10 protein-coding genes are annotated in these 11,992 nt (G+C 70.8%); 9 read left to right on the top strand and 1 reads right to left on the bottom strand.

The features are described 5' to 3' along the window. Positions 1–204: 204 nt before the first annotated feature. From hflX to C5508_RS17335, 3 genes are read left to right on the top strand one after another with little or no spacing between them, the layout of a single operon-like run. Positions 205–1,458: a GTPase HflX gene (gene hflX / locus C5508_RS17345; protein WP_232797246.1), complete on the top strand. Its 1,254-nt coding sequence runs from the start codon at positions 205–207 to the stop codon at positions 1,456–1,458. 52 nt (positions 1,459–1,510) lie between these two features. Further along, positions 1,511–2,233, top strand: coding sequence for a phosphatase PAP2 family protein (locus C5508_RS17340; protein WP_104526184.1), 723 nt, complete (start codon positions 1,511–1,513; stop codon positions 2,231–2,233). Next, positions 2,205–3,254 carry a hypothetical protein gene (locus C5508_RS17335; protein ID WP_232797245.1) on the top strand — a complete coding sequence of 350 codons (1,050 nt, stop codon included), beginning with the start codon at positions 2,205–2,207 and terminating at the stop codon, positions 3,252–3,254. The genes C5508_RS17340 and C5508_RS17335 overlap by 29 nt, the downstream gene beginning before the upstream one ends. A gap of 61 nt (positions 3,255–3,315) precedes the next feature. Here C5508_RS17335 and lexA read toward each other — a convergent pair whose 3' ends face one another. After that, positions 3,316–4,062 carry a transcriptional repressor LexA gene (lexA, locus tag C5508_RS17330; RefSeq protein ID WP_232797244.1) on the bottom strand — a complete coding sequence of 249 codons (747 nt, stop codon included), beginning with the start codon at positions 4,060–4,062 and terminating at the stop codon, positions 3,316–3,318. Between the two features lie 212 nt (positions 4,063–4,274). Between lexA and C5508_RS17325 the strand changes: the two genes are divergently transcribed. The 6 genes from C5508_RS17325 (at position 4,275) to C5508_RS17295 (ending at position 11,901) form a co-directional block, all read left to right on the top strand. Then, positions 4,275–4,769 carry a LysM peptidoglycan-binding domain-containing protein gene (locus C5508_RS17325; RefSeq protein ID WP_157944136.1) on the top strand — a complete coding sequence of 165 codons (495 nt, stop codon included), beginning with the start codon at positions 4,275–4,277 and terminating at the stop codon, positions 4,767–4,769. A gap of 143 nt (positions 4,770–4,912) precedes the next feature. Further along, the gene (locus C5508_RS17320; RefSeq protein WP_104526181.1) at positions 4,913–5,635 is read left to right on the top strand and encodes a hypothetical protein; all 723 of its coding nucleotides are present in this window, start codon (positions 4,913–4,915) and stop codon (positions 5,633–5,635) included. 412 nt (positions 5,636–6,047) lie between these two features. After that, on the top strand, positions 6,048–6,557 hold the full coding sequence (gene nrdR / locus C5508_RS17315; protein ID WP_104526180.1) for a transcriptional regulator NrdR: 510 nt from the start codon (positions 6,048–6,050) through the stop codon (positions 6,555–6,557). Between the two features lie 144 nt (positions 6,558–6,701). Continuing rightward, the gene (locus tag C5508_RS17310; RefSeq protein ID WP_104526179.1) at positions 6,702–9,569 is read left to right on the top strand and encodes a vitamin B12-dependent ribonucleotide reductase; all 2,868 of its coding nucleotides are present in this window, start codon (positions 6,702–6,704) and stop codon (positions 9,567–9,569) included. 817 nt (positions 9,570–10,386) lie between these two features. Further along, positions 10,387–11,229, top strand: coding sequence for a DUF817 domain-containing protein (locus tag C5508_RS17300; RefSeq protein ID WP_104526177.1), 843 nt, complete (start codon positions 10,387–10,389; stop codon positions 11,227–11,229). Between the two features lie 48 nt (positions 11,230–11,277). Then, positions 11,278–11,901: an aromatic acid exporter family protein gene (locus C5508_RS17295; protein WP_157944135.1), complete on the top strand. Its 624-nt coding sequence runs from the start codon at positions 11,278–11,280 to the stop codon at positions 11,899–11,901. Positions 11,902–11,992: the final 91 nt, after the last annotated feature.

The raw sequence follows: 11,992 nt of genomic DNA, 5'->3' as shown, positions 1-11,992 counted from the left end.
TTTGTTCTTTGTTTTTTTATTTGTAGTCATCGTTGACATTTTGATTTTTGTGTTGCTACATAGTATATGTGATGTATTTTATGTATTGATGGTGTTTGTGTTTTTTTTTTTTCAAGCAGAAGACGGCATACGAGGTCTAGCACGTTCTCGTGCGCTCTCATAGTTGTATAAGAGTCAGACCGGCAGCTGCGCCTGGAGCGCGTCGTGCTCGTCGGGGTGTGGACCGAGGGCACCCAGGCCGACGCCGACCGGTCGCTGGCCGAGCTCGCAGCCCTCGCCGAGACCGCCGGTTCCGAGGTCCTCGAGGCCGTGAGCCAGCGGCGTGACAAGCCCGACGCCGCCACCTACGTGGGCTCGGGCAAGGCCAACGAGATCCGCGACATCGTGGCCGCCACGGGTGCGGACACCGTGATCTGCGACGGTGAGCTGACCCCCGGTCAGCTCAACCAGCTGGAGAAGGTGCTCAAGGTCAAGGTGGTCGACCGGACCGCGCTGATCCTCGACATCTTCGCCCAGCACGCCACCAGCCGTGAGGGCAAGGCGCAGGTCGAGCTCGCCCAGATGCAGTACATGCTGCCGCGACTGCGCGGTTGGGGTGAGTCGATGTCCCGGCAGGCCGGTGGCCGCGTGGCCGGCGGTGGCGGTATCGGTACCCGTGGTCCCGGTGAGACCAAGATCGAGACCGACCGTCGGCGCATCCGCTCGCGGGTGAGCAAGCTGCGCCGCGAGATCGCCGGCATGGCGACCGCGCGGGCGACCCAGCGGTCCAGCCGCGACCGCAACGCGACCCCGAGCGTGGCGATCGCCGGCTACACCAACGCCGGCAAGTCCAGCCTGCTCAACCAGCTCACCGGAGCCGGTGTGCTGGTGGAGAACGCGCTGTTCGCCACCCTGGACCCGACGGTGCGCCGCGCCGAGGGGCCCGACGGCCGCGAGTACACGCTCACCGACACGGTCGGCTTCGTGCGGCACCTGCCGCACCAGCTGGTCGACGCCTTCCGCTCGACGCTGGAGGAGGTAGCCGCGGCGGACCTGCTGCTGCACGTCGTCGACGGCGCCGACCCCGACCCGCTGGGCCAGATCAACGCGGTGCACGTCGTGCTCCAGGAGATCGACGCCTCGTCGGTGCCCGAGGTCATCGTGGTGAACAAGGTCGACGCCATGGACGAGGAGGCCATCCTCACCCTCCGGCAGGCGCTGCCCGGCGCCGTGTGGGTCTCGGCCCGCACCGGCCTCGGCATGGACGAGCTGCGCGCGCTCATCGCCGACCGGCTGCCGCACCCCGACGTCGACGTCGACGTGCTGGTGCCCTACGAGCGGGGCGACCTCGTCTCGCGCGTGCACCGCGACGGCGAGGTGCTCAGCGAGCAGCACGAGGGCGGCGGCACCCGGCTCACCGCGCGGGTCGACGGCAGCCTGGCCGCGGCGCTCGAGGAGTTCGCGGTCCCGGTCGCCTGAGCCGCGCCCGTGACCGGATCACGATCCGGTCACGGGCCGGTACGGTGACGACGTGACGAGGAGTGCGGTCCGGGACGCCGGTGTCACCGGCTCCCCGGCCGTGGTCTCCGTCGGTCGGCCCCCGTGGTGGCTGGTGGCCGTCGCGCTCCTGGTCGGGAGCCTGATCACCGCCGACCTGCTGGCCGACGGGCGCATGCTGCGCCTCGATCTGCGGGTCTCGGAGATCGTCAGCGACTGGGGGCTGCGCGATGCGGGCGCCTATCCGCTGATCTGGCTGGTGACCCAGCTGGGCGGCCGCGTGACGATCCTCGTCGTCCTCGCCGGGCTGGTGGGTCACCTCGTCTGGCGGCGGGGGGCCTGGTTGCCGGTGGCGCGGGTGCTGATCGCCGTCACCGTGCTCACCGCCGGGGTGTACGCGATGAAGCACGGCACCGGCCGCACGGCCCCGGCCTTCCCCGGCTCCTACTTCTTCCACGACGACGGCGCCTCGTTCCCCTCCGGGCACGTGGCCAACGCCGTCGTGATGTGGGGCGTGGCCCGCTGGCAGGCGGTGCGCTACGGGCTGCCGGCGACCGTGCAGCGGGCCTTCTGGTGGCTCAGCATCCTCGGACCGGTCGGCACCGGCGTCGCCATGGTGGCGCTGGACTACCACTGGGTGACCGACGCCGTGGTGGGCGCGGCGGCGGGCATCGTCCTGCTGGGCGTGGTTCATGCACTCGATGCAGTCGTTCTGTCACGCTGGGTGCGTGTCAAGCCAGGTCGAGCGACCGCGTAGCCGCGCCCGGGGGCGATGGCTCCTCGTGGCGACCGTGGTGGCCGGCGGGTTCGCGACCGTTCCGTCCGCGGCGGCGGAGGAGCCGGCGACGACGACCGGTGCGCCCACGGTGCGCTGCTCGGTGACCGACGAGCGGCTCGCCGAGCTGTCCGGGCTGGTCGTGGTCGGCGACCAGATGCTGGCCCTCAACGACGGGGGCTCGCAGGTGACCGTCCACGGCCTGGACGGCGCCTGCCGGGTGGCCGACGTGCAGACCGCGCCGGTGGACCCGTTCGACCCCGAGGATCTCGGCGTCGGACCGGGCGGGGAGGTGTGGGTCGCCGACACCGGCGACAACAACACCGAGCGCTCGACCGTCGCCCTGCACGTGCTGCGGCCGGGGGATGGGACGTCGCTGTACCGGCTGACCTATCCCGACGGGGCCCACGACGCCGAGGCGCTGCTCATGGCGCCGGACGGCACGCCCTACCTGGTGACCAAGGAAGTGCTGGGCTCCAGTGGGGTGTACCGGCCGGCCGCGCCCCTGGTCGACGGCAGCACGGTTCCGCTGGAGCGCGTCAGCACCGTCAACGTCACCCTCACGGGCACCCCGGGCGGCCCCGTCGGGCGTGCCGGTCAGCTGATGATCACCGGCGGGGCTGTGGCGGGCGACGGCAGCGCCATCGCGCTGCGGACGTACACGGACGCCTACGTGTGGCCGCTGTCCGGCTCGGACGTGGCCGGAGCGCTCGCCGCCACTCCGGTCCGCGTGGCGCTGCCGGAGTCGCCCCAGGGCGAGGCGGTGAGCTTCGCGGCCGACCCCCGCACCCTCGTCGTGGCGAGCGAGGGTCTGCCCAGCGCGGTGACCGAGGTGCCGATCCCGGCTCAGGCCACCGCCGCGCCGACGACCACGTCGGAGTCGGCCGGACCGAGCTTCGCCGACCTCACGCAGAAGGGCTCGCCGTTGCCGGCCGCCCTGCTCGCGGCGCTCGGCGCGACTCTCGTCGTGTGGGTGGGCAGCCGGATCATCCGGCGTCCCTGAGCGTCGGGGCCCCCTCGGCTGCGTGCCGGTGCGGTCCTGTCCCGCCGCACCGGCACGCGGGTCAGACCCGGCGGAGGACGGAGACGACGCGGCCCAGGATGGTCGCCTCGTCGCCGGGAATCGGCTCGTACGCCGGGTTGTGCGGCAGCAGCCACACGTGCCCGTCGCGGCGCTTGTAGGTTTTCACCGTCGCCTCGCCGTCGATCATCGCCGCGACGATCTCGCCGTTCTCGGCCGTCGGCTGCTGGCGCACGACCACCCAGTCCCCGTCGCAGATCGCCGCCTCGACCATCGAGTCACCGGCCACCTTGAGCATGAAGACGGTGCCCTCGCCGACCAGTTCGCGGGGGAGCGGGAAGACGTCCTCGACCGCCTGTTCGGCGAGCACCGGCCCGCCCGCGGCGATCCGGCCGACCAGCGGCACGTACGTGGGTGCCGATGCCCGCTCGCCATCGGCGATCAGCGGCGGCTCCGCCGTCGCCGCGGTGGCGCGCCCCGCCTCCCCGGGCAGGCGCACGTCGAGGGCGCGCGGCCGGTTGGGGTCGCGGCGGAGCCAGCCCTTCTTCTGCAGGACGGACAGCTGGTGGGCCACCGACGAGGCGGAGGAGAGGCCCACGGCCTCGCCGATCTCGCGGACCGAGGGCGGGTAGCCGCGCCGTTCGATCGAATCGCGGATGACCTCGAGCACGCGGCGCTGACGCTGGGTGAGGCCGTCGCCGTCCGCGCCTCGGTCGGGGAAGGTCCGCACGGACGCCGACGTGAATTCCATCTCCTGCGTGCCGCCCGGAGTCCCGCTCGAGTCCGTCACGTGTCCTCCTCGTGGCTGCGTCGCAGCACATGGGTGTCCGTCCGTCGAGGAGCACCGTAGCGCCGAACGGCCCCCACTTCAAACAGGTGTTCGAAGAATGTGCCGTGTCCTGTCGCTTCTGTCGGCGGCATCCGGTAGACATCCGTCAGACGTTCGATTCGAACAGGCGTTCGACGCCGGTGCGGTACCGGCAGGTGGGAGGCGGAGTGGCGATGACGAGCAACATGGCGCTGGCGGAGTGCGGGGTGTCGGCGGGTGCCGGGGCGGTGGCCGCCGGCCGCGGAGCCGCCGGTGAGCTGCGGGCCGAGCGCCACCTGCGGGTGCTCCCGCCGCCGGCCGCCTACGCCGTGGTCCCCGGGCCGTCGGCTGCCGGGCCGCAGATCGCACGGTCGGGCCCCCGTTCCGGGTCGGCGCCCGCACCGCGCCTGCGGCTGACCGCTCGCGGCCGTCGCCTAGTCGCGGTCCTCGCGCTGTCGCTGGGGGTCGGGGTGCTCGCACTCGGCGACGCGCTCTCCGGCGGCGACGAGGACGGCCTCGAGCTGATGGGCACCAGCAGTGTGGTCGTCGAGCGCGGCGACACGCTGTGGGGGATCGCCGGCTCGGTGGCGGGCGACGAGGACATCCGGGAGGTCGTCGCCCGCATCGTCGAGCTGAATGGGCTGGACGGCGGACGGATCGCACCCGGACAGGTACTGCAGCTCCCCTGAGCAGAGGTGGGTCCGTGCGGCCGGAGTTCCGCGGCGGTCGGTCCGCCACGGCAAGGAATTCACAACCCTGGGCGGCGACTTCGTCAACCCTCCGTGGCTGGACATTCACAATCCGTGCTGATCAGCGACATACGGTCCCTCCTGTGTCGAGCGTCAAGGAGAACCGCGCAGCGGTGTTCACCAACCAGCCCCAGGTCGTCGAGGTGTACCGGTCGGGTACTTGGTGGCCCGGAGAACTTCTCGGCTGGAGGCACGACGAACTCGGCGCCTGCCAGGTCCAGGTGCGCATGACGGTGCGCGGCCTCGCGGAGACGGGCTGGACCGAGCTGGCGGCCCTCCGGCTGCCAGAGGTTCCCGTCGCGGCCCCCGTGGAGCAGCAGGCGCCGGCCCGACCGGCGAGCCGCGCCGTCTGGCGTGCGGTCGCCGACGTGGAGACGACCGCCAGTCTCCCGCTGGCCCGTGACCACGCCGTCACCGAGGTCGCACACCCTCGCTCCGGCGGTCGTCGGCGGGCGCCGGACGACGTCGTCGTGCGGCGCGCCTCCGCGTCGTCGGTCCCCGTGCCGGTTCCCGGGCGCCACCGTGCGGCCTCGGCCGACCCCGACGCCGGTCGCCACCGCGCGGCGGACACGGAGCTCTTCTCGGCGATCGTCGACGAGCCGGCGCCGTCGTCGCGTCAGCGTCGTGACGACCTCCTCGCCACCGCCACCTGGTCGATGCCCGTCGCCCGTCCGGTGCCGGCTGCGGAGACGATCGCCGACGAGCCCTCGTCCCGGCGCGGATCGGCCGAGGAGTTGCTGACCCGCCCGATGCGACTGAGCGACCAGACCCCCCAGTCCCGCCGCCCGCGGCTGATGGCCCACTGAGCCGACTCCACCACCGCACGTCCCACCGACGGCGCCGGGCCCTCCTGAGGGCTCCGGCGCCGTCGGTGCGTGTCCGGAGGGCCGCCCGCCGGCGCGTGCGCGGGCTGCTCCGGGGACGTCTCCGGCGGGTCGCTCCGGCGTGTCGTGTGACTCCTGGGGGCCGGTGTTCCGGGTGCGCACGTACGGGTCGGGGCGGAACACGCCGAGGAAACGATCGCTTGCACATATTGTGGAGCCCGGCCTAGGGTTCCCCTACATCTAGTAGTTACAGAGCTGTAAGCCCGTCCACAGGCTGATCCTCAGGTTCTCCCCGGCGCATCCACCGGATGTCCCCAGGGAGGTCCACAGGACTGCCGGGGCGGGATCGGCCGGACCGCCCCGCGCGGACGGCCGGGAGAGGAGGTGAACCACCGTGCGTTGCCCGTTCTGCCACAACCCCGACAGCCGGGTCATCGACTCCCGCGAGGCCGACGAGGGCGCCACCACCCGGCGTCGTCGCAACTGCCCGAAGTGCGGACGGCGGTTCACCACCGTCGAGGAGGCGGTGCTCGCCGTCGTCAAGCGCAACGGCGTCAGCGAGCCCTTCAACCGCAGCAAGGTGGTCGCCGGCGTCCGGCGGGCCTGCCAGGGCCGGCCGGTCGACGAGGGCCAGCTCAAGCTGCTCGCCCAGCAGGTCGAGGACGCCATCCGCGCCACCGGTGCGGCCGAGGTCCCCAGCAACGAGGTGGGCCTGGCGATCCTGGGCCCGCTCCGCGAGCTGGACGAGGTGGCCTACCTCCGCTTCGCCAGCGTCTACCGCTCCTTCACCTCGGTGGCGGACTTCGAGCGGGAGATCGCCGAGCTCAAGGGTCGCGAGGCCGGGCCGACATCGACCGATCCGGCACCGCCGCCACCCCGGGACCCCGTCCCCTCCGGCGGCTGAGAACTGTCAGTGCCGACCGATAGACAGCAGTTCGAGCAGTTACCGATCGCGGCTCTTCCCCAGCCCCCGATCCACCACCGCGCAGCAGCACCGCGCAGCCCCGCGAAGCACCACGCGACACACGACCAGGGAGAGCTCCACACCATGACCGAGACCGACGACCGCTTGGCCGGCCGCACCCGCCGCGCAGGCAAGGCGCCCAGCCGCAAGGGCCTCAAGATCAAGCGCGTCTTCACCACCGCCGGTGTGCACCCGTACGACGAGGTGAGCTGGGAGCGCCGCGACGTCGTCATGACCAACTGGCGCGACGGCTCGATCAACTTCGAGCAGCGCGGTGTCGAGTTCCCCGCCGAGTGGAGCATCAACGCCACCAACATCGTCACCACGAAGTACTTCCGCGGGGCGGTCGGTCAGCCGCAGCGCGAGACGAGCCTGCGCCAGCTGATCGACCGCGTGGTGCTCACCTACACCGAGGCCGGGCGCGAGCACGGCTACTTCGCCACCGAGGGCGACGCCGAGATCTTCGAGCACGAGCTCACCTGGATGCTGCTGCACCAGTACTTCAGCTTCAACAGCCCCGTCTGGTTCAACGTCGGCACGAGCGCGCCGCAGCAGGTCAGCGCCTGCTTCATCCTCGCCGTCGACGACGAGATGGACTCGATCCTCAACTGGTACCGCGAGGAGGGCCTGATCTTCAAGGGCGGCTCCGGTGCCGGCCTGAACCTCTCCCGCATCCGCTCCTCCAAGGAGCTGCTGTCCTCCGGCGGCACCGCCTCCGGCCCGGTCTCCTTCATGCGCGGCGCCGACGCCTCCGCCGGGACCATCAAGTCCGGTGGCGCGACGCGTCGCGCGGCCAAGATGGTCGTCCTCGACATCGACCACCCGGACATCGAGGAGTTCATCGAGACCAAGGCGCGCGAGGAGAACAAGATCCGCGCCCTGCGCGACGCCGGGTACGACATGGACCTCGGCGGCAAGGACATCACCAGCGTCCAGTACCAGAACGCCAACAACTCCGTCCGCGTCTCCGACGAGTTCATGCGCGCTGTCGAGGAGGGCACCGACTTCGGTCTGCGCGCCCGCATGGACGGCACGGTCCTCGAGACCGTCGACGCCAAGGGCCTGTTCCGCAAGGTCACCCAGGCCGCGTGGGAGTGCGCCGACCCGGGCATCCAGTACGACGACACGATCAACGACTGGCACACCAACCCCGAGACCGGCCGCATCAACGCGTCCAACCCCTGCTCGGAGTACATGAGCCTGGACAACAGCTCGTGCAACCTGGCGTCGCTGAACCTCATGAAGTTCCTCAAGGACGACGGCACCTTCGACTCGAAGAACTTCGTCAAGGCCGTCGAGCTGGTCATCACCGCGATGGACATCTCGATCTGCTTCGCCGACTTCCCGACCGAGCCGATCGGCGAGACCACCCGCGCCTACCGCCAGCTGGGCATCGGCTACGCCAACCTCGGCGCGCTGCTCATGGCGACCGGTCACGCCTACGACTCGCGTGGTGGCCAGAGCCTGGCCGCGGCCATCACCTCGCTGATGACCGGCACCGCCTACCGTCGCTCGGCGGAGCTGGCCGGCATCGTCGGCGCGTACGAGGGCTTCGCCCGCAACGCCGACGCCCACGCCCGGGTCATGCGCAAGCACGCCGCGGCCAACGACGCCATCCGCCCGGTCGGTGCCGACGACGCCGACGTGCTCAAGGCCGCCACCGCCGAGTGGCAGAACTGCCTGGAGATCGGTGCCGAGAACGGCTGGCGCAACGCCCAGGCCTCGGTGCTGGCCCCCACCGGCACCATCGGCTTCATGATGGACTGCGACACGACCGGCATCGAGCCGGACTTCTCGCTGGTCAAGTTCAAGAAGCTGGTCGGCGGCGGCTCCATGCAGATCGTCAACCAGACGGTGCCGCGGGCGCTGCGCAGCCTGGGCTACCAGGAGGAGCAGATCGAGGCGATCGTCGAGTACATCGCCGAGCACGGCCACGTGGTGAACGCCCCGACCCTGCGTCCGGAGCACTACGAGGTCTTCGACTGCGCGATGGGCGAGCGGGCCATCTCCCCGATGGGGCACGTCCGCATGATGGCCGCGGTCCAGCCCTTCATCTCCGGCGCGATCAGCAAGACGGTCAACATGCCGGAGACGGCGACCGTCGAAGAGGTCGAGAACATCTACTTCCAGGGCTGGAAGATGGGCCTCAAGGCCCTCGCGATCTACCGTGACAACTGCAAGGTCGGTCAGCCGCTCTCCGACGCCAAGGCCAAGAAGGCCGAGGCCAAGGTGGAGGAGGCCCCGTCGGCCACCGCGCTGTCGCACCCCGTCCGCAAGCGGCTGCCGAAGAAGCGGACGAGCGTCACCACCTCGTTCAGCGTCGCCGGTGCCGAGGGCTACATGACCGCCGGGATGTACGAGGACGGCAGCCTCGGCGAGGTCTTCCTGAAGCTCGGCAAGCAGGGCTCGACCCTCGCCGGTGTGATGGACGCCTTCTCGATCGGCATCTCGCTGGCGCTGCAGCACGGTGTGCCGCTGGAGACCTACATCTCCAAGTTCACCAACATGCGCTTCGAGCCCGCCGGCATGACCGACGACCCGGACATCCGGATCGCCCAGTCGGTGATGGACTACATCTTCCGTCGCCTGGCGCTGGACCACCTGCCCGTCGACAAGCGGGCCGGCCTGGGCATCTTCACCGCCGAGGAGCGGGCCGCGCAGGTCGCCGGCAGCTACGGCTCCTCGGCCTCGACCGCCGCCGTGCAGGAGGAGGAGGTCGACCTGGAGCAGCTGCGTGGCTCCGCGCCGATCGAGACCGCCAAGGTGGAGGAGAAGGTCACCCCCGAGGGCCCGAAGTCGGTCAAGGAGGCCCACTCCTCGGCCGAGCTGCTCGAGCTGGTCACCGGGACCGCCACCGACGCGCCGCTGTGCATGACCTGCGGCACGAAGATGCGCCCGGCCGGCAGCTGCTACGTGTGCGAGGGCTGCGGCTCGACCAGCGGCTGCAGCTGAATGGACCTCCGCCGTCCCGGGCTCTCCTCCGAGAGTCCGGGACGGCGGTGCACAACGGCTTGCCCATGGCTCCGCGGGCAAGACAACGAATGCCCGGCTGCGTGGGCAACCGGGCATTCGCTGCGGCAGGGAACGATGTCCATGCGCGGTGTGAGAGTCCGTATGACATCACCTTCCCGGTCGCTAGGCAACGACCGGGAGGAGGTGATTCGTATGGCAAGAAACTCAAGGCAAACGAGCAGCCGCGCGGCATCAGCTGCGGCACGCACCCTCGCCAGCCCTCGTTCTACCGCGGCGCAGAAATCTGCTGCCGCGAGCGCGCTGACGCAGCGTGGCTCGCGGGAGCAGACCAGCGCCCGCGCTGCTTCCGCGGCAGGTCGGACGCTGGCTAGTGGGCGTGCGACTGCAGCTCAGCGGTCTGCTGCGGCGAGCGCGCTCGCTCAGACGCCGACCCGGAAGAAGTAGAGGGATGCCCCGAGGCCCACGCCTCGGGGCATCTCCACCCATGATTCGCAGCGGAGCGGTATGGCTGCGTCTCGCTGGCCGGTTACGACGGTCGGAAACGGCAACGTCGCGGGCTGGCGACGTCGTCCGCCGGCTCACGAACGACCGCGGCTCGTTTTGCCGTCGACCGTGGTCGTCGCCCGGGCCTACGGTGTTTATTTCCTTGTGTGCTTCCATGCGTGAACCGGCGCTACTCGAGGGCAGTGCGCCAGCGCGCAGGACGCGGCGCGACCACGCTTCTCGGCCGGCCCAAGGTGACGCCCCCGTGACAGGGTTAGCGCTTTCCGGTGGCGATCGACTTACCCTTCCGGCGATGAAGCAGCTCCTGCGGTTCGCCTGGCTCGAGGCGCAGTGCTGCCTGTTCGCCGTCCTCTTCTTCGCCGGTCTCGCCGTCGTCCGGGTCGTGCCGATGCCGATCAACACGGCCGACGCGCTGCTGATCTGGTCCCTCGCCGTCACCCTCGTGCTGTGGCTGGTCCGGTGGGAGACCGGTCGCGAGGTCGCCGTCATCCTCGGCTTCCACCTCGTGGGCCTGGCACTCGAGCTGTACAAGGTCGAGCAGAGCTCCTGGTCCTATCCCGACACCGGCTGGGCCACGGTCGGCGGCGTTCCGCTCTACAGCGGCTTCATGTACGCCGCGGTGGGCAGCTACGTCTGCCAGGCGTGGCGCCGCTTCGACCTGCGCATCACCAACTACCGCCTGCGCTCCACGGCGACCGTGGCCGCGCTGATCTACCTCAACTTCTTCACCCACCACGTGACCGTCGACGTCCGCGTGCCGCTGGCACTCGCGCTCCTGGTCGTCACCTGGCGCACGTGGGTCCACTTCACGGTGGGGGAGCGCCGCTACGCGATGCCGCTGGCGCTCTCCTTCGTGCTCATCGGCTTCTTCCTCTGGCTCGCCGAGAACGCCGCCACGCTGCTGCGGGCCTGGCAGTACCCCAACCAGGAGTCGGTCTGGACGCTGGTCCACGCCGCCAAGCTGGGATCCTGGTCGCTGCTCGTGGTGGTCAGCATCGTGCTGGTCGCCGGCGTCAAGGCCTTCGAGGGTCGGCTGTACGGAACCGCGGAGGACCGCACGGTGACCCGGGGCGGTCGGCAGGGACGTCCGGTCGACGCGCCGTCCGCGGCCGAGGAGCCGGTCCCCGCAAGCTGAGGTGGTCCCGGTGCGCGGCGGCCGCGGCGCGGTGCTCATCCTGGGGGAGTGAGCCGGACGAGAGAGCTGCTGCGCGAGCCCTGGATGCAGCGCGGTGTACGGGCGGCGCTGGCCGCCGCGCTGGCCTGGCAGGTGGCCACGCTGCTGCCTCCCGCCCTGGCGCAGTACGCCTACTACGCCGCGCTCGGCGCGGTCATCGCGGTGCACCCCACGGTCGCCGACTCCGCCGCCGCGGCGTGGCGCACGGTGCTGGCCATCCTCACCGGCTTCGCGCTGGCCGTGGTGGTCCACGAGGTGACCGCCCCGACCCCGCTGCCGGGCGCCCTCACCATCGCGCTGGTCGTAGCCCTGGCCATCGTCGTCGAGCGGTGGCCGGTGCTGGGCGAGCACCGGACCTGGGTCAGCTTCGCCGCCGTCCTCATGTTCACCGTCGGTGCCGCCGACCCCGGCAGGTATGCGTTGAGCTACGGCGGCCTCACGCTGCTCGGCGCGGTCATCGGCGTGCTGGTCACCACCGTGCTGTTCCCGCCGCTGCAGCTGACCTCGGCCGTCCGCCGGGTGGCCGCGGCCCGCGCGCTGCTCGCCCAGCACCTGCGGGACATGGCCGGCGGGCTCCGCCAGGGCGAGGTCCCGTCGGCGGGGGAGTGGGAGCTGTCCCTTTTACACTTATGACGCTGCCGACGAAGTGGCTAATGTAGAACTCGACGACTGAGGAATCATTAAAAATATATACACACACATTGCTACACCTACCAGTCTACTC

This window comes from Blastococcus atacamensis, from assembly GCF_002938425.1.
Lineage (GTDB): Bacteria > Actinomycetota > Actinomycetes > Mycobacteriales > Geodermatophilaceae > Blastococcus > Blastococcus atacamensis.
The sequence above is the reverse complement of the archived record's forward strand: the minus strand, read 5'-3'. Positions and strand labels throughout refer to the sequence as shown.